Here is an 18605-nt window from a genome sequence, read left to right on the forward strand (position 1 = left end):
TACCCTTTAAAATTGTTAACATGGGTAATGATGGTAAATATTGGTCGTTTTTATGGAAAAAAATAAAATTATTGTGTTTTGGTTTCGTCGTGATTTACGGCTGGATGATAATGCCGGGCTTGCTCGCGCGTTGGCTTTGGGTTATCCCGTATTACCTATCTTCATATTTGACGAGGAAATTTTGAAGCAATTGGAGGATAAAAGGGATCGACGTCTTCATTACATCCATGAGGCTTTAACCCGTATCAATACTATACTAGGGGAAAGTGGTGCAACGTTGAATACGTTCTATGGTAAACCTATCGCTATCTACAGGCACTTGGTTGAAAAATTTGATGTGCAGGGCGTCTATTGTAATCGGGACTATGAGCCAATGGCAATTGCGCGGGACAAAGAAATTTTTGAGTTCTGTCAAGCTAAGGGAATTCCCTTCAAAGCTGTGAAAGATCAGGTTATTTTTGATAAAGCAGATATCTTAAAGAATGATGGGACACCATATACGGTTTATACGCCTTATGCAAAAAAATGGCGTGAGAAATTACGTCCTGAGGACCATCGTTCCTATACCTACGCAATGGAATCCTTCGTTCAGCAAAAGCATCAGCAGATTATTTCTTTGGAGAACTTAGGTTTTTTAGAGACCGATCTTAGCTTTAAAGAACCACACCTGGATGCTACTATCATTGATCACTATGATAAAACCCGCGATTATCCAGCGTTAATGGGCACTACTCATTTGGGGATAGCACTTCGTTTTGGAACAATCAGTGTGCGTCGGTGTGTTACCTTTGCTTTCAAACACAATGCGACCTGGTTGTCTGAATTGATCTGGCGTGAATTTTTTATGCAGATTCTCTATCACTATCCGCATGTTGTTACCGAATCCTTTAGAAAGCAATACGACGCCATACAATGGCGGAACGATGAGGTAGAATTCCAGCAATGGTGTGAAGGACAGACCGGATATCCTTTAGTAGATGCGGGTATGCGCCAATTGAATACTTCCGGTTATATGCACAATCGCGTACGAATGGTCGTAGCCAGTTTTCTTTGTAAACACCTTTTGATTGACTGGAGATGGGGGGAGGCCTACTTTGCGCAAAAATTAAATGATTATGATCTGTCGGCCAACAATGGTAACTGGCAATGGGCCTCAGGCAGTGGCTGTGACGCAGCCCCGTATTTCAGGGTTTTTAATCCGACGCTACAGGCTGAGAAGTTCGATAAAAATCAGGAATATATAAAAAAATGGGTTCCTGAATTAGGTACTCCAGCCTATTGTGAGCCTATGGTTGACCATCAGATTGCCCGTGATCGTGCGATAAAGACCTACGCAAAGGCGTTGAAATAATAGTCTTGAATGTCTACATCTTACGAGAGGTTTTAAGGACCAGCAAGTCGGAGTAGACATTCAATGTATCTCATTTTTATCGATCTAAAAACTCGGCAACGAATGCGTCGAATGCCTGTGGATTTTCAGCTTGAACCCAGTGACCAGCATTAGGAATTGTTTTAAATACGGCATTTGGAAATTGTTCCCTGATCTTAATCTTATCTTCAGGTAATATATATCTTGATTTTTCTCCTGGTAGAAATAATGTGGGGCCGTTGAATATTCCTGATTTTACCCCGACAGTAATAAACTCCGTATATTTATTTTTTAAAACATCCAGATTAAAGCGCCAATCTAATTTTCGATCTTCTCTGATATATACATTTTTTAATAAAAATTGGATAACACCCGGATCACTCAAGTAGTGTTCAATCTTTACTTGTACATCTTTCCTGTTTTCTAGTGTTGTAATATCTACAGCAGATAGCGCGTCGAATATGTCCTCATGATGTGGAGGATAAGCTTTCGGGGCTATATCAGCGATGATCAGTTTTTCAATCTTTTCAGGATGGTCAATAGCAAATTGCATCGCTACTTTTCCGCCTAGAGAATGGCCCAATAGCAATACTTTATCTGCTCCAATGGATGCAATATAGGATAGCAGATCGTCTACCATAACTTCCACCGACATATCTTCACTATGGAAACTTCGTCCGTGATTACGAAGATCGAGTAGATGTACCTGTCTTTTCTCGCCAAAACTACGACCAAAGGATCCCCAGTTGTCTGCCATACCAAAAAGCCCATGTAGGACAATTAATGGAGTGCCACCGTTATCTGCGCCATATATTTTGCTGTGTTGTAATTCTTTCAATGCCATGATATCTATTATTACGATTTATCACCTGTATGTGACGTTTATATGCAGCGAAGTTAGCTTTTGTTGGTGATTTTTTGATCGAAATTATGTAAAACATTACATAACTTTCTATCCATCCCGTCTTATCGCTCTTATCAAAATGGTAGTATTTGGTGATTTATTGGTAGGTCATCGCCGCTAAATCCAGCTTAATTTTGTATTAAACTTAATTCATAAAATAGATGAGAAATAGCGCATTAATAGTCATTGATATTCAAAACGAGTATTTTGAAGATGGCGGAATGGAACTTGTGGATCCCTTAAAGGCAGGGATGAACGCCAGAAGAGTGATCGACCAATTTAGGCGAGAAAAATTGCCGGTGGTCCATATCCAACATATTTCCTCAGATCCAAAAGCAATGCCATTCTTTATTGATGGCACAAGAGCTGCCGAAATTCATGAAAGCGTGAGTCCAATGCCAAACGAGCTAGTAATACGTAAACATTTTCCCAACAGCTTTAGAGAGACAGAATTATTGGATTACCTTCGCAGCAATAAGGTCGAGAAACTTGTTGTCGTAGGCATGATGACCCATATGTGTATCGACGCTACGGTACGCGCCGCTGTCGATTTAGGTTTTTCATGTACTGTAATTGCTGATGCCTGTGCAACGCGCGATCTTGAGATTAATGGTTCCGTAGTTGCTGCACTGGATGTTCAGCATGCCTTTCTTGCTGCTTTGGCGTTCTTTTATGCGCAGGTTCAGGATACCGAGACGTACTTGGCACGCTATTGATTTATAGGGAAATCGGGCCATGGGGAGGCCGATCTGCATTGCCCGATTTCCATAGCGACAATTTGTATAATAGATAATTCAACATTTATTTGAATTCCTGAATAAATGCACTTATGGTTTTTCCAGTTTGAGTTTTAAAAAAACGCATTAAATGATTGGGTTCTGAAAAGTTAAGATCAAAAGCAATTTGATTAACGGAATGGTCAGAGTGGATCAGCAGATCCTGAATCTCGAATAGTAACCGTTGTCGAAGTAAGTGGGCTGCTGTGGTATTAAACTGTGCCTTAACGGCCTGATTTAGTGTAATCCTACTTATTCCCATAAGTGTTGCATATTCGTTTACCCGTTGTTTCTCCCGAATGAACTGTTCCATAAGCTCTTTGAATTGATAGGCGAAGTTATTTTCCGCTTTTTGGTTCGGAAGCATATTTAAGCGTGCATATTTTCGGTTTAAAGTTTGCAATAGGTAATAAAGTAAAGAACGAATAATATGGACACTATCTGCTTGGGTTTCCATGAGTTCAAGTTTAATTTCGGCGAGAAGACCTAAGAATTTTGACATATGTGTGTCATCTGCTATAATCTGGGGTACATAACTAAGCTGGTAGAAATATAATAGTTTGTATGTGAATAATTTATCCGAAAAGAAATCATTTAAAAAGTCTTCCTGAAAAATCAATGTTGTAAACTCAAGGTGTTCAGGATCCAGTTCCCAGGTATGTTTCTGAAAAGCTGAAATAAAGATAATTGAATTGTCGGACAAGGAGAGGATCTCTTGCCCCAATATCAATCTGCCTTTCGCTTTTTTGAAAAATAGAATTTCAAAAAAGTCTTTATGGTAAGTTTCTTGATGTGTATAATCCGTTTCTATTTCGTTGAGGACATTCAACAAGAAGTCAACACCGCATTCTCCCTTATGGAATTTTATTGTTCTCAATCTAGATTACTTTAATCGATCAAAAATACTAAACTTTATAAGTTACACCAGCCTAAATACAAATATTATCGTAGCGTTTTATCCCACATGTTTATTCAGGCAGCTGAGCAAGGAGTAAGGGTTGGAAGCGAAGAGTTTGGAACAGAGGTTTTCTAATGTTTGGTGTTTTTCAAAATAGTTTTCAAAACAGTTAAAAGACAATAGTTGAGGGGCATGTGAAGACGAGTGAAGCTGAATTTTGAATAGGAGAATAAAATTTTTATGAAAAATGATTTTCATCACTTTTTTGCTGAGAAGAATAAGCTATTTTTACTGCTGTAGTCAGTTATCCAGTGAGATTAATCTTTGGGTTTGACAAAGATTATTTAGCCATAAAAATATATTATTTGGGGGTTTTCTCGTTATGAGAGGCCCCTTAATTTTTTTAACAACCTCTATCCTGATGTAAAGGGTTGATGCACTATACCACAAGTTTGGAGTCTTATTTAAAGAAAATAGGTCTTTTCGATAGCTTTCAATAACTTGTTCGAAAAGATCTATAAGGATTTTCTTATTACGGGCTAGTAAATTGCATTCTGTGCAGTTAATATAACGGGATAGCCATCGGTAACGAGAATCGTATGTTCGTGTTGTGCCATGAATCCACCCTTGTCACCAACCATTGTCCAGCCATCGTTGAGTTCGGTTGCGTATGTGGAGGTCGTTGAAATAAAGGTTTCAATAGCAACAACGGTATTTTTTCGAAATCTTCGTTGGTCGAAGCGGTTTTTATAGTTAAGCAGTTCGTCGGGCTCCTCGTGCAGACTTTTTCCTACACCATGTCCGCCAAGGTTCTTGATGACTTTATACCCTCTTTTTTTCGCCTCAGTTTCGATTAGATGCCCAATATCCGCTATTTTCACACCACCACGAATATTATTGATTGCCTTTTGAAGAATTTCTTTCGATGCATTGACCAATTTTTCGTGTTCAAAGATGTCCTTTCCTATAACAAAGGAACAACCATTATCAGCCCAATATCCATCTAATTCGGCAGATACATCGATATTGATCAAATCGCCTTCTTGCAATATCCTTTCCGCCGTAGGTATTCCGTGGCAAAATTCGTTGTTTATACTGATACACGTGTAACCTGGGAAACCATAAGTGAGAGCGGGAGCAGATTTTGCACCCATGCTTTTTAATATTTCGGCTCCATATTCGTCAAGCTCCTTCGTGGACATGCCCACTTGAGCATGTTCTATCATAGCTTTTAAGGTGATGGCAACAGCATCGCTCGCTTTTTGTATGCCTGTTAGCTCAGTTTCATTCGTTATAGACATTGCTGATGTTTTTATTGTGGAGCACGTAAGCCCTGTTTTCTATTTTGTTAAGGTATTACCACCGAGAACAAATGGTTCAAGGTCATTTTGTTATACCCGATGCAAACTAATACAAAGGTCCTAATAAAATTGAATAAAATAGGCATTTGTTTGCGATTAGAAGTAAATGTACAGTATTTTAGCCTTAAAAGTTTAGTAGCAAGTGCTAAATAACAATCTGTTTTGTCCTAATTTTATTGCCTTAGTTCTTGATTTTGATGTTTAGACATTTATTTTTTTATGTATCTTTACATAACTTTATAAAGTTGCTATTGATCATTTAAACTAGAACAAAATGGCTTTATTGGATACCCTAGAATGGCGTTATGCCACAAAAAAATACGACCCCACAAAAAAGGTCGCTCAGGAAGACTTGGATAAGATTTTGGAGGCAGCACGGATGGCACCTAGCTCTTCTGGACTTCAACAGTTCCGTGTAATTGTGATTACGAATCAGGAATTAAAAGAAAAAATTGTGCCTGTGGCTTGGGGGCAACAAATAGTGGCTGATAGTTCACATCTATTGGTGTTTGCAGGATGGGATAGATACACCGACGAACGCATTGATAAAACCTTCGACAAGATGAATACCTTGAGAGGTTTACCTTTAGACACCACTGACGAGTATAAAAATAGGCTGAAAGGCCAATTAGCAAGTTTTACAGAAGAACAACAAGCGGCACATGCGGCGAAGCAAGCTTATATTGCTTTTGGTTTGGCAATTGCACAGGCAGCAGAACTAGGCGTTGATGCAACGCCTATGGAGGGTTTTTCAAATGCCGAATTGGATGAATTACTTGGTTTAGATAAGCTAGGATTGAAGAGTGCGGTTATGCTTCCGTTGGGTTATCGGATGGAAGAACAAGATTGGTTGTTGAAGCTGAAAAAATTTAGACTTCCAAAAGAGGAATTTTTGATTGAGCTCGCATAAATTGTAGTTCACGTTAAAAAAAGCGTTTCCACCATTGTCGAAACGCTTTTTTTATAGAAAATATTTTTAAAATTGATAGGCAACACTTCCAAGTACATTTCTAGGCATTTGCGGGTTTACCGTTGTCCATCCTTTGAAATAAGTTTGATTTCCTAAATTGTTTGCTTTGAAGGCGAATTCAAAATGTTTAAATCCATAAGATAGACTCGCGTTCAGGAGTGTGTAAGACGGAAGGGTAAATGTGCCAGTTGCAACACTATTGGTAATTACATTTTCACTTGCATAATTCATGCCGATACCAAATCCTAGTCCTTTTAGTTTTCCTTGCTGTAAGCTATAGTTTGCCCAGATGTTGGAAAGATGTTTAGGCCCAGCTTCTGTCGGACGTAGGTTGTTGACATTCTTGTCTGCTTTAGTCATCTTACTATTGTTATAACTATAGCTCATAACGAGGTTTAGACCTTGAATAGGGGCCAATGTTACATCAAAGTCAACTCCCCGGCTCAAGCGCGTGCCGTCCTGTACACTAATATTATAGGTTTGTCCGTCAATGGTGACTATGTCAGGACGAAGCATATTATCTACTGAAATGTCATAGTAACTTGCTGTCAGGCCTAATTTGTTGTTTAAAAGGTCTAATTTGACTCCGGCTTCCCATTGTTTGGCTTGTTGGGGCTTGAAGTCTCCCGAGATGCTGGGATGTGGCTGTACAACTGGAGATACATTTTTAAACCCATTTTGATAATTGGCGAATAGTGATACCTGACCTTTTACAGCTTCATAAACCAAGCCAAAACGGGGTGAGAAAGCAGTCTGATGGTAAGTCCCAGTCGTTGTGTCTTTATCGAAGTTGTAGGTTCCTTTATTATCAAAATAATCCATACGCAACGCTAGGTTTAGATGTAGCTGCGATGTGAGATCCAATACATTTGAAACATAGGCTCCCAATACTTGATTTCGACCTCTATTGTTCGTTTTGGCTGCCGTTGAAGCGCTTATGGCTGCGTCAATGGTTCCTGCATTAAATTTATAGTAATCTGGATCATCTATTGCTGTGTTGATCTGGTCTACAAGGACATAGGGCGAATTATGTGTTTCTGTTTGCTGGTATAAATAATCCAGACCGACAAGTAGTCTATTGCGAAGCTCACCGATATGAAAATCACCAATAAAGTTCTGTTGAGCATTGATATTTTTTGCAGCATAATTTTGTTTACCAGCATATCTGTTAATAAGTGTGTCATTGCTGTTTTGTAGGTACATCACATATTGAAAGTAGCCATCGGCCTTCCGGTTGTTCCAGTTTACAGTGGTATTGGACGTCCACCGCTCATTAAACCGGTACACTACATTTCCGCGGAGGTTGGTGGTTGGGTTTTTGAATGTGACGTCGTTAGCAGTATAGGACTTATCAAAATCGAATTGGAGTGTCTCGGGGGTTCTGGCAAATAATTGACGTGAACGATTGAGAAAAACCATCAGTGGATTAGTAGCCTTGTTTTGGTAAAGTTCAACATCGAGTTGGATATCCAGTTTCTCGTTTGGTTTATAGGTTAGTGAAGGTGTAATAAACACCGACTTATTAAATCCTGCGTCTTGATAGGTACCTGTATGGGATAATGCTGTATTGATTCGTCCGAGCAATTTTTTATCTGCTGTTAATGGGCCATATATATCTGCCGTAAGGCGATGTTGTGCGAAACTTCCAAAAATATAATTTACCCGACCGCCCACGGTATCTAAAGGTTTTTTCGTGATATTATTGATTAATCCACCGAAACCAACAGCCGCACCGCCATATAATGAACCAGAGGGCCCTTTAATCACTTCAATTGTTTCGAGATTCGCAGGGTCTGGACTTGTACTGGAAATACCGACTACACCATTAATCATGGCAGCCTGCGTACTAAAACCGCGCAACGTGTAGTAACTAACACCGTCTCCGGGCCGTCCAGTCGCCGACCAAAGCTTATCAATTCCTGAAACGTTGGCTAATGCATCATCATAATTTGTATTCACCTGACTTTTTAGCAACTCTTTGGTAACGACAGCATACGACTGTGCGTTCTCCATATTTTTCAGTGGCATTTTGGAAACATATAAACTCTGTTTCCGTGTGAATTTGTTATTTCCTTTACCATTAATAACGATCTCTTGCAGTGTCGATTGATTTTCAATTAAGTAAATATCAGGAACCCTATTTTTACCATCCGTAATTTCGACTTCCTGCTCATGTGGTTGAATACCTATGGCTGAGATGGCTAATTTTGCCTGACCCGGCTTAAGTGATTTAAATTGATATGAACCATTAGATCGTGTAGAAGTTGTTATGTTTTGCGGTTGTAGTCTGACGGTTATCCCTTCAATGGGCTTTCCGTCGGACGAAAGGATTTTACCCAGTATTTCTGCTTTGTGCTGTGCTTGCGCAAGTAGAGCTCCTGGTACAAGCAACATAAGGTAGATGATGATGCGATTCATTGAATATTTTATTTAGATTAATTATAAACAGAGGTAAAGTTATTGGTCCTATTGCATTTTTCAAAGGATTATCTATTATTTTTTATAATCATTCTAAATAATGTAATGTAACAATGCAAAGAGCCCAAATTATCGCTTTGGATGATTTGGGCTCTTTGCATTGTTTGCACGCTATCAGTTGACTTAAATTGATTGTATCGGTACTGTGTAATGTGTTTTTTTAATTTGGTAAGGCAAATCCATTGTTTTTATAGGCTACATAAGTTGACTGTTTGTCCCTTTTTTAATTTCACATATTGTATGGTGTTATCTCTCTGTATGAGCTTCCTAGTGCTGATGTGCATGAGTGCCTTGGGTTCAAAAATTCGAAAGGTACCGTCTTCGGTAGCAGTTATTTTCAGCAGAACAATTTTATCTTCTTTTTTTTCAGCGCTTACGATAAATCCACCCATCGTTCTCAAATTTTTGAAAGATGCTGTTGCCCATTCAGCAGGTAAAGCCGGAAAAACTTCTACATAGTTATTTTTGCTCTGAATGAGCAATTCGTGTATTCCTTGTGCAAATGCAAAGTTACCTTCTAAGGTAAATGGTCGATACGTAAAGTCTGAAAATTGCCCGCCTTTTTGGTCGCCATTCAAATGAAAGGAATTCGAGGAACAAAAGTTCTGCGCAAATTTTCGAAGATTGGTTACGGCTTCCTTTCCTTGTTTAGCGCGCGCGTGTAAACAAGCCATCCATGCAAAGGAATAACCAACCCACGCTCGTGTACCCAGTTTTTCAATGTGATTTAGGGAGCTCTCAATGAGCTCTTTTTCCTGCGGATTATTGATGTCTAATAAATCCAATGGATAAATTGCCATATAGGGAGACATATGACGGTGGGAATGTTTCATTGGAAGATTTACAGCAACTTGTAGCCCAGTTTCATCGGTCGCATAGTGAGGTAGTTGCGCCTTGCATTTTAACCAATTCTCTGCTTCTTGCGGTTTGCCCATTGCTGTACTCACCTCTGTAGCAGCTTGGAAAAGAAAATGCGCTAAACTAAGATCGAAATTAGTCCAATTGTCAAACCATGCTGATACACTATTGTCGTTGTATTCGGGACTGCTGCTCAAGGGCAGGTAACGGCGTTCATTTTTTAGTGTGGTTATATTTTTAAGGTAAGTTGCAGATTCCATGATATAGGGATAGGCTTGTTCTTTTAGAAAGGTTTTATCCATGCTATATTTCCATTGCCAATAAAAATGCTGGGCCGCCCATGCACCAATAGTAGGAGAAAGAGAATACTGAATCCATCCACCCATAGGGTCTCCATTTAATGTGAGGACACCGGGTACATTCAGCCCATCGACACCAAAATATTGCTTTGTAAAGTCCTTGTTTTTTTTGCGGATCTTCCAGAGCCAATCCGTATAGCTTTTGGCTTCGGCCAATCTATTTCCCGAATAGGCTGGCCAGTAGCTTAATTGTGTATTAAGGTCATTGTGAAAGTCGCCTTTCCAAGGAGGAAGACCACCATTATCCGCCGTCCACACGGCCTGAAGCGTAATTGCTGGAGCACCTTCTCTTGCGACAGCACCGAGTTTATACATATCAAGATAATATTGTTTTTCAAGATTTTTATCAGGAATGGTTATACTTGATTTGGACCAATAGTTTGACCACCACTGCAAATGGCTTGCTTTTTCTTCGGTGTATTTTTTGAGAGAAAGTGCAGAAGGGCTTGCCTTTTGATCATTGACGATTGTCCAATAACCAATCAGCTTTTTAGCTGATATTTTTTCCCACCTCAATACAACTTCAAAAAAATGATCATCATACGTTTTTTGGTGCAGCACTTCATAGTTGCTGGTGCGGATTATATTTCCTTGCTTATACCCTAATCTTGCTAAATCTTGACCTTCGACAACGCTTTTGTTTTCGTCTTTGTTTGCGTTATTTTCATATTGATGTGGAATTAATTGAGGTAAAAGGTCACTAACATTGTTTCCTGTGATTTCAAAATAGCCAAATTGTTTATAGGCATGTATGAAGGTTTTTAATATCCTACCATCTTTAAATCTAAGAATATTGGTGGCCTGTTCCAGATCAAGTACGTTTGAAACGACAGTGCCAAATTTCGCCAAGTCAAAGAACAGCGACGCTGCTGGAAGCTTGGTGGGATAGGGGGATCTGTCATAAGGAGCGTCTCCCCACTGTTGTACAATGCCGTAGCTGTTGTTTTTTATTTGTTGTTGGACCCAATTGAAATTGTGGTTTTCTATTGCAAAGGCCTTTCTTTCGTCCCATAGATCTGCGCGATCAAGTGAAAATCGAATCGTATTGTCTTTTTTCCAGATCAGTGCACCCAATTGACCATTTCCCAAGGGAATGGCTTCATCCCATCGCGAAGCCAAGTGATCGAAATGGAGGTTGTTGTCAGGTGTTGGTTGCCCGAAAGAGAACAGGGTAAACGAACAGCATAGTATTAAATAAAGATATTTCATAATTGAAAGGGTTAGCTTGTAAATTTAAAACTCTGGATGGGGAGGTACTGACACTATTGTTACTTTTTTGCATACTATTTTAGCAAAGCGATGGCCCTGATCCTGGAATCACGTTTAAGCAAATTTAATTGAGATGTATACAGTGTATGAAATCAAAAAAGTGAGTTCGTATCGAAATTGTTATACTTTTTGAGACAAAAGAATATGGTATAAAAGTACCGTTTTTAGGGTCTGCAGTTTAACCGAAAAAAGTACATCATGCTGTTTTAAATCAATCTTTTGAGCAAGTGGGAATATAGTATCCAGAAAATCTTGCAAGAGCAAAGGGTAATATTGTTTATGTTTCTGTTAATCCAGTTTTAGTATAATCCAGTGTTGTTATCTAATTTTATCCTACTCGAAACTAGCACATTTATCGGATAGTTTCGGCTCCACTTAACGAAAAAAACAATCATTATTTATTTCGTTGTAGTGCATAAACCTAAAATATTATAGAGTAGATATATCCCAATGCTATGAGAAAAAAGATTGTGGTGCTAACATTATTGGCGCTTGTGCTTATTGGTACGAGCATTTTGACCTTTGGAAAGAAAGAGCCAATTGATTTTAGCGCTGATGTTAAACCGATATTGAATAAACATTGTATCACATGCCATGGTGGGGTTAAAAAAAATGGCGGACTGAGTTTTCTTTTTGAAAATGAGGCCTTCGCCAAAGCCGAGTCTGGCAAACCAGCAATTATTCGTGGCGATGGCGAACATAGTGAATTGGTGAAGAGACTGATTTCCGATGACCCTGAATTGCGTATGCCTTACAATGCCCCTAAACTGAACGATGATGAAATTGATATACTCAAAAGATGGATTGATGAAGGTGCCAAATGGGGAGAGCATTGGGCATATACAACGCCCAAGGAGACTGAGGTACCTAAACCTTTTTCATTGCTCGGTATATTTGGTGTCAAACCTAAAGGGGTGAATAATACGATTGATTTTTTTGTTTTGGATAAAATGAAAGAGAAGAAATTATCCTTTGCTGATGAGGCCGATAAAGCACTGTTGCTACGGAGAGTGTATTTAGATCTGATTGGTATTCCACCCACGTTGGCAGAAATTCAAGCCTTTGAAGCAGATCAGCGTGATGATGCTTATACCTTGCGTGTAGATAGTTTGCTAGCGTCGCAGAAATATGGCGAAAAGTGGGCGAGTTGGTGGTTGGATATGGCGCGATATGCAGATACGAAGGGTTACGAGAAGGATGGTTCGCGCACGATATGGTCCTATCGGGATTGGGTCATTAAGGCCTTGAACAAGGATATGCCTTATGATGAATTTACGATTGAACAGCTCGCTGGGGATTTGCTCCCGGAGCCAACCAAGGATCAACTTATCGCAACCGCCTTCCATCGCAATACCATGAATAATGATGAAGGGGGGACCGATAGTGAGGAATTTCGGATGGCTGCGGTTTTGGATCGCTTAAATACAACCTATCAAGTATGGTTGAGTACAACCTTCGAATGCGTGCAATGCCATAGTCATACTTATGATCCCTTTAAATTTGAAGAGTATTATAAATCGTTAGCTTTTTTTAACAACACCAGAGATGAAGACACCCAAGGTGACCATCCTAAACTTCGTTTTTATACGGCACAAGATGAAAAGCGAATTGACAGTATAAAAAGGTGGTTGTCGACGACAGGAAATGCAAGCTTGGTAAAATCAACAGATCTATTCCTTCACACTCTTGAACCCAAAATACATGCGCATTACAGCGATCAAATAGTAGATGGTGCGCTTTATGATACGAAATGGTTGGGGGTTAGAACTGGAGGATCGGCTCGGTTAAGGGCAATAAACTTGGATAATAAACAGCAATTTTTTATGAATTTCTGGACAGGCGCGTTAGGTGGAAAATTAGAAATTCACGTGGATAAACCTACAGGACCAATTCTCGCCGTTATTGATTTGCCGAGTACAAATGGAAGACAGGTTATTCAGTCTCCCATACTCCCGACTCGCGGTGTACATGACTTATATCTGGTTTTCAAAAATCCATCTGTGGCGCATGGGCAGCCGATCTGCATGATTGAATGGTTTGCATTTCGTGAGAACTTTCCACATGAAAAGTCACTGGATAATATGAATTTTCAAAAGACTTTTCTCCAGTTGGTCAACATGCAACCCGAAGGTGTGCCAATCATGATTGAAAATCCCAAAGACATGCATCGTAAAACAAATGTATTTATACGTGGTAACCGTCTGTCTCTGGGGGCGGAAGTACAGCCTACAGTTCCGGCTTCACTGAATAGTTTCCCGAAAGGCGCTCCGCGCAACCGTCTGGGGTTTGCGCAGTGGATTGTCAGCAAGGAAAACCCCTTGACAGCGCGAACCTTAGTTAATCGCGTATGGGCTCAACTATTTGGTCGGGGACTAGTTGAACCATTGGGCGATATGGGTACACAGAGCGTTCCGCCGATTCACCGAGAGTTATTGGATTACCTTGCCCTGGATCTCATGAATACCAAAAAGTGGAGCGTTAAAAAACTGATCCGCGAGATTGTATTATCCGGAACGTATAAGCAGTCCTCTAGCTTGAACAATTCCAATTTTGAGAAGGATCCACAGAATTATTATTTGGCAAGGGGACCTCGGTTTAGATTATCTGCCGAGCAGATTCGTGACCAAGCTTTAGCTGTAAGTGGATTGCTCAGCAACAAAATGTATGGACCAAGTATAATGCCCTACCAACCTGATGGGGTATGGATGACTGTATATAGCGGTGAGTCCTGGGTGAAAAGTGCTGGAGAAGATCAATACCGAAGGGGCATCTATACGTTTTTAAAGCGTACGAGTCCTTATCCGTCTTTTGTTTCTTTTGATGCTTCTAGTAGGGAGGTTTGTTTGGTCGACCGTATTCGCACCAATACACCGCTGCAAGCGCTTGCCACATTAAATGATCCTGTTTATCTCGAAGCGGCTAAACATCTGGGGGCTATTATGGAGAAAGAGGGAAATGGAAACCTTAGAAATGGTATTCGTGTCGGTTATAGACGTGCCATGTTGAAGGATGCCGATGAAAAGAAACTCAAAGAGCTGGAACATCTTTATCAAAAGGCATTGGTTGATTTCAGCAAAAAGCCTGATTCGGCAGCAAAATTTTTGAATGAAGATTTAGCAAAAAGCAATGTAAAGGTCCTGCCTTCAAAAGCTGCCTACATGCTTGTTGCGAATGCAGTGTTGAATTTGGACGAATTTTTAACGAAATCATAAATATTGAAATGATAAATATGGACCGAAACTTCTGAATAAGGACTATCGTATGAAAACGAAGTCTTTTATTGAGAAGGTTAGACCTATAAAATAGTAAGAATATAAACCGAAATGAGCTAAAGCTGCGCACTAAAATTTTAGAGACACAGCCCGTTCATACGTAATGATAGTCAGATGAAAGACCTAAATAAGCTAATAAAAGAAGCGCAACAATTTGAATTGCAGGCTGTCACCAGAAGACATTTTCTAAAAGATTGTGTGGCCGGTATTGGCGGTATTGCTTTGGGGAGTTTGTTAACGAGTTGTAATGGATGGGGACAGTCGAAATCAGCAGAAAAGTTGGATCTGAATGCACTCAATCCACTTGTGCCCAAGCCACCTCATTTCCCAGGTAAGGCTAAAAGTGTGATTTACCTGCATATGGCTGGCGCTCCATCACAATTGGAGTTATTTGATTACAAGCCTGCCTTGCAGAAATTACATAATCAACCTTGTCCGGAGTCCTTGCTTGCAGGAAAGAAATTTGCTTTTATTCGCGGGATTCCAAAAATGCTGGGACCACAGGCTACTTTTAAACAGTATGGAGCAAGTGGGGCTTGGGTATCAGATCATTTGCCTCATTTTAGTAAAGTCGTTGATGAAGTGAGTTTTCTGAAGGCTGTGCATACCGATCAGTTCAATCACGGCCCGGCCCAATTGTTTATGCATACAGGAAGTGCCCGTCTCGGTCGCCCTAGCATTGGTTCATGGGTAACTTATGGTCTGGGATCTGAAAATAGCAATTTACCCGGTTTTGTTGTGTTAACATCGGGAGGTAAAACGCCTGATGCTGGTAAAAGTGTCTGGGGAAGTGGATTTTTACCATCGGTATACCAAGGCGTTCAATGTCGTTCAAAGGGTGATCCCGTATTGTACATTGCCGATCCTGAAGGAATGGGAAGGGGTATGAAGCGTGATTTGATTGATGCCATAAATAATGTCAACAAAACAGAGTATGATACCTTTAAAGACCCCGAAACCTTGTCGCGGATCGCACAATATGAGATGGCTTATAAAATGCAGGTAGCCGTACCTGAAGTGATGGACATCAATAATGAACCGGCTTATATTCACGAATTGTACGGAACAGAGCCTGGTAAGGAATCGTTCGCCAATAATTGCCTATTGGCTCGGAAACTCGTAGAACAAGGGGTGAGATTCGTTCAGTTATTTGATTGGGGCTGGGACAGTCACGGTACTAATCCAGCAGATTCGATTGATCTCGGTTTTAGAAATAAATGCCGAGAGATTGATCGACCAATGACCGCATTGATTATGGATCTAAAACAACGTGGTTTGCTGGAAGAAACACTGGTGGTGTGGGGCGGGGAATTTGGGCGCACACCGATGCAAGAAAATAGGGACAACAGCGACATGCCATTCCTGGGACGTGATCATCATACCGATGCCTATACCATCTGGATGGCAGGCGGCGGAGTTCGTAATGGTATAAGTTACGGCCAAACCGACGATATCGGGTTCGCGGGGGTAGAAGGGCGTAGTTCTGTACACGATGTCCATGCGACCATGCTTCATCTTTTGGGTTTTGATCATGAGAAATTTACATACGATTTTCAGGGAAGACCATTCCGATTGACAGATGTGGAGGGTGAACTAATTCAAGCTATAATTTAAAAAAATGAAACAATTTCTAGTATTAATTTTATTTATGAGCAGTTTTCTATCCATGACTGCCCAGCAGTTGCACATTAAATATTATTGCACCAATTGGGGAAATAATGATTCCTGGGATACGTTCTGTCTCCGTGTGAAAAATGCAGGTTACGATGGTGTTGAATCCTGGTTACCTGGTAGTCCCAAAGAGCGCAAAGAGATGATCGATGCATTACATAAACATGGGTTGAGTTTAGGGTTACTTTCAGGGGGATCTGGTGGAACTTATGAGGAATATAAAGAAAGTTTTAAGCGTAATTTGGATGAAGCAGCACAGCTGAAACCCGATTATATTAATTGCCATACAGGTAAAGATTATTACTCGTTTGAACAGAACAAAACATTGATTGAGCTTGCTGATGCAGCTAAAAATAGGTACCGTATCCCCGTTTATCATGAGACACACCGCGGAAGATTTAGTTTTGCAGCCCATGTAACAAAAGAATATTTAGAGAAGATTCCGACGTTACAACTTGCATTGGATATTTCACATTGGTGCAATGTACACGAATCAATGCTTTCTGATCAGACCGAGGCCGTAACAAAGGCACTGTCCAGAACTGAGCACATTCATGCACGCATTGGGCATCCCGAAGGACCACAAGTCAACGACCCCGCCGCTCCTGAATGGAAGAGTATTGTTGCACAACATTTGGTCTGGTGGGATAAAGTTGTTGCTAAACACAAGGATAACGGGATGAAGTTATTAACCATAACAACCGAGTTTGGCCCAGCGGGTTATTTACCCACATTGCCATTTACACAACAACCGGTGGCCGATCAGTGGTCAATCAATGTCTATATGTTGCATTTACTCAAAGACAGATATAAAGAATGATGGTTTTCTTTGATGAATTATTGGGCTTTTCGGGACGATTTCATCCTCTTTTGGTCCACCTACCGATCGGCATATTGTTGTTGGCTTTTGTTATGGCAATTATTGCGCAGTTTAAAGGCGGAGCTATGTATTTGCCTGCTATTAAGCTCTCCTTATTCCTAGGGACTATAGCCGCCATAGTGGCTGCTTTATCGGGTTATCTGCTTTCACGAAATGGAGGTTATGAGGAGGATGTACTGAGCTATCACAAGTGGTTAGGAATTGTCGTGGCCTTGAGCAGCTTATTATTGTGGTTTCTCTATCGTAAAGAATCTTCTGCTGCATTTCGCTTTTGGTTTTTTTTTCTCGTAGTAATCATGATTGGGGTCACTGGACACTATGGTGGAACATTGACGCATGGAAAGGGCTACTTTGTGGAAGCTATGCCAGTGGCACTAAAAAAGCTGTTTAAAACGGAAGAAGACAAAGAGGAGGTTCTTATCGTTCAAAATGCACAGGAAGCAGAAGCCTATAATGGAATTATTCAACCTATTCTTAAACAGCGTTGTCAAAGTTGCCATGGGCAAAAAAAGCAGGAAGGGGGGCTGGCATTGGATACAAAAGAGAATTTGTTAAAAGGAGGAGAGAATGACACAGTACTGCATGCAAGCGATTCGAAAAAGAGTGAATTATATGCCAGGTTGGTATTACCTGAGGGACATAAGAAGCGAATGCCACCTAAAGGTCGTACGCCGATAACTCCTGATCAGATCAGACTGATTGCCTGGTGGATAGATCAAGGAGCCAATTTTGATAAAAAAGTGCGTGAAATACCACAAACGGAGGAAATCGCTCATTTGTTGAAAAAATTGGAAACAGGGGAAAAAGACACTCCATCGGTATTATATGCAGATTTACCTGCAGCGCCAGCTTTGCCAAAAGATAAAATCGATGCTTGGCAGGCTAAGGGTATTAAGATCATCCAAGTTGCAAAAGATAATAACTTTGTGTTGGTTAATGCCATTAATTATCCTCAATTTAATGATAAGGACCTACAGGAATTATTAAGTATTAAGGATAATATTGTACAGCTGAAATTAGGAAATACAGCTGTTACAGATCTTGCTTTCTCAACATTTTCGGCAATGCCGAGTCTTTCCCGCCTACATCTGGAAAATACAGAAATTTCCGATGCCGGATTGAGCCAGTTGAAAGGTCTGTCAAAATTAACGTATTTAAATCTGACGGGAACAAAAGTTACCTCAAAAGGTCTGTCAAAACTGAACGACCTTCCGAATTTAAAAAACGTCTATCTCTATAAAACCGCAAATCAGGAAGTCGCTACGATAAAGCAGCTGAACGCTAAGATTAAGGCAGATACCGGTAATTATAGTTTGCCTTTTATTGAAACCGATACAATCAGGTTTTGAGCTGTTGTTGGAATTGATGGCTATACGCTGGAAATCCGCGATCCAAATAGAATGCTCTTGTACAATTTAACAATTGGGGCGACATGGACAAGTAATTTAAGGAAAATAAACAGGATTTTTTAGCAGATGTGAAGCGAATGTATAAGGGGAACGAGACAAAATGCGCTAGAGTAGGATAGGAGGAAGAGGAA

General features: G+C 40.2%; 12 protein-coding genes. 7 read left to right on the plus strand and 5 right to left on the minus strand.

Annotated elements, in window-relative coordinates:
• Positions 1 to 52: 52 nt before the first annotated feature.
• On the plus strand, positions 53 to 1351 hold the full coding sequence (locus AAW12_RS15785) for a cryptochrome/photolyase family protein (RefSeq protein WP_046674598.1): 1299 nt from the start codon (positions 53 to 55) through the stop codon (positions 1349 to 1351).
• Positions 1352 to 1427: 76 nt separating this feature from the next.
• Here the strand turns inward: AAW12_RS15785 and AAW12_RS15790 are convergent, their stop codons facing one another.
• Entirely contained in the window at positions 1428 to 2213 is a 786-nt protein-coding gene (locus AAW12_RS15790; RefSeq protein ID WP_046674599.1) for an alpha/beta fold hydrolase, read from the minus strand.
• Between the two features lie 221 nt (positions 2214 to 2434).
• On the opposite strand from AAW12_RS15790, the gene AAW12_RS15795 reads away from it, so the two are divergent.
• Positions 2435 to 2989 carry a cysteine hydrolase family protein gene (locus AAW12_RS15795; RefSeq protein WP_046674600.1) on the plus strand — a complete coding sequence of 185 codons (555 nt, stop codon included), beginning with the start codon at positions 2435 to 2437 and terminating at the stop codon, positions 2987 to 2989.
• An 85-nt stretch (positions 2990 to 3074) separates the two neighbouring features.
• Here the strand turns inward: AAW12_RS15795 and AAW12_RS15800 are convergent, their stop codons facing one another.
• Together AAW12_RS15800 and map are read right to left on the minus strand one after the other, a co-directional pair.
• The gene (locus AAW12_RS15800) at positions 3075 to 3926 is read right to left on the minus strand and encodes a helix-turn-helix domain-containing protein (RefSeq protein WP_046674601.1); all 852 of its coding nucleotides are present in this window, start codon (positions 3924 to 3926) and stop codon (positions 3075 to 3077) included.
• 560 nt (positions 3927 to 4486) lie between these two features.
• Entirely contained in the window at positions 4487 to 5248 is a 762-nt protein-coding gene (map, locus tag AAW12_RS15805) for a type I methionyl aminopeptidase (RefSeq protein WP_046674602.1), read from the minus strand.
• Positions 5249 to 5582: 334 nt separating this feature from the next.
• Between map and AAW12_RS15810 the strand changes: the two genes are divergently transcribed.
• Positions 5583 to 6218 carry an NAD(P)H-dependent oxidoreductase gene (locus tag AAW12_RS15810; protein ID WP_046674603.1) on the plus strand — a complete coding sequence of 212 codons (636 nt, stop codon included), beginning with the start codon at positions 5583 to 5585 and terminating at the stop codon, positions 6216 to 6218.
• Between the two features lie 66 nt (positions 6219 to 6284).
• Here AAW12_RS15810 and AAW12_RS15815 read toward each other — a convergent pair whose 3' ends face one another.
• Both AAW12_RS15815 and AAW12_RS15820 read right to left on the minus strand, forming a co-directional pair.
• Positions 6285 to 8696: a TonB-dependent siderophore receptor gene (locus tag AAW12_RS15815; protein WP_046674604.1), complete on the minus strand. Its 2412-nt coding sequence runs from the start codon at positions 8694 to 8696 to the stop codon at positions 6285 to 6287.
• 248 nt (positions 8697 to 8944) lie between these two features.
• Positions 8945 to 11182: a glycosyl hydrolase family 95 catalytic domain-containing protein gene (locus AAW12_RS15820; protein WP_046674605.1), complete on the minus strand. Its 2238-nt coding sequence runs from the start codon at positions 11180 to 11182 to the stop codon at positions 8945 to 8947.
• 515 nt (positions 11183 to 11697) lie between these two features.
• Between AAW12_RS15820 and AAW12_RS15825 the strand changes: the two genes are divergently transcribed.
• The 4 genes from AAW12_RS15825 (at position 11698) to AAW12_RS15840 (ending at position 18414) form a co-directional block, all read left to right on the plus strand.
• Complete coding sequence (locus AAW12_RS15825; protein ID WP_046674606.1) at positions 11698 to 14454, plus strand: DUF1553 domain-containing protein; 2757 nt, start codon at positions 11698 to 11700, stop codon at positions 14452 to 14454.
• Positions 14455 to 14628: 174 nt separating this feature from the next.
• A complete protein-coding gene (locus AAW12_RS15830) occupies positions 14629 to 16128 on the plus strand; it encodes a DUF1501 domain-containing protein (RefSeq protein WP_046674607.1) in 1500 nt (499 codons plus the stop codon).
• Between the two features lie 4 nt (positions 16129 to 16132).
• Positions 16133 to 17005: a sugar phosphate isomerase/epimerase family protein gene (locus AAW12_RS15835; RefSeq protein ID WP_046674608.1), complete on the plus strand. Its 873-nt coding sequence runs from the start codon at positions 16133 to 16135 to the stop codon at positions 17003 to 17005.
• On the plus strand, positions 17002 to 18414 hold the full coding sequence (locus AAW12_RS15840) for a c-type cytochrome domain-containing protein (RefSeq protein WP_231585282.1): 1413 nt from the start codon (positions 17002 to 17004) through the stop codon (positions 18412 to 18414). Before AAW12_RS15835 ends, AAW12_RS15840 begins: the two co-directional genes overlap by 4 nt.
• Positions 18415 to 18605: the final 191 nt, after the last annotated feature.

Origin of the sequence: Sphingobacterium sp. Ag1 (genome assembly GCF_000988325.1) — a bacterium.
In the GTDB taxonomy this organism is placed as follows: domain Bacteria; phylum Bacteroidota; class Bacteroidia; order Sphingobacteriales; family Sphingobacteriaceae; genus Sphingobacterium.

Bases quoted from the DNA above. Each gene is read 5' to 3' on its own strand.
- AAW12_RS15785 (WP_046674598.1), top strand. From the start codon at position 53: ATGGAAAAAAATAAAATTATTGTGTTTTGGTTTCGTCGTGATTTACGG.
- AAW12_RS15790 (WP_046674599.1), bottom strand. From the start codon at position 2,213: ATGGCATTGAAAGAATTACAACACAGCAAAATATATGGCGCAGATAAC.
- AAW12_RS15795 (WP_046674600.1), top strand. From the start codon at position 2,435: ATGAGAAATAGCGCATTAATAGTCATTGATATTCAAAACGAGTATTTT.
- map (WP_046674602.1), bottom strand. From the start codon at position 5,248: ATGTCTATAACGAATGAAACTGAGCTAACAGGCATACAAAAAGCGAGC.
- AAW12_RS15810 (WP_046674603.1), top strand. From the start codon at position 5,583: ATGGCTTTATTGGATACCCTAGAATGGCGTTATGCCACAAAAAAATAC.
- AAW12_RS15815 (WP_046674604.1), bottom strand. From the start codon at position 8,696: ATGAATCGCATCATCATCTACCTTATGTTGCTTGTACCAGGAGCTCTA.
- AAW12_RS15820 (WP_046674605.1), bottom strand. From the start codon at position 11,182: ATGAAATATCTTTATTTAATACTATGCTGTTCGTTTACCCTGTTCTCT.
- AAW12_RS15825 (WP_046674606.1), top strand. From the start codon at position 11,698: ATGAGAAAAAAGATTGTGGTGCTAACATTATTGGCGCTTGTGCTTATT.
- AAW12_RS15830 (WP_046674607.1), top strand. From the start codon at position 14,629: ATGAAAGACCTAAATAAGCTAATAAAAGAAGCGCAACAATTTGAATTG.
- AAW12_RS15835 (WP_046674608.1), top strand. From the start codon at position 16,133: ATGAAACAATTTCTAGTATTAATTTTATTTATGAGCAGTTTTCTATCC.
- AAW12_RS15840 (WP_231585282.1), top strand. From the start codon at position 17,002: ATGATGGTTTTCTTTGATGAATTATTGGGCTTTTCGGGACGATTTCAT.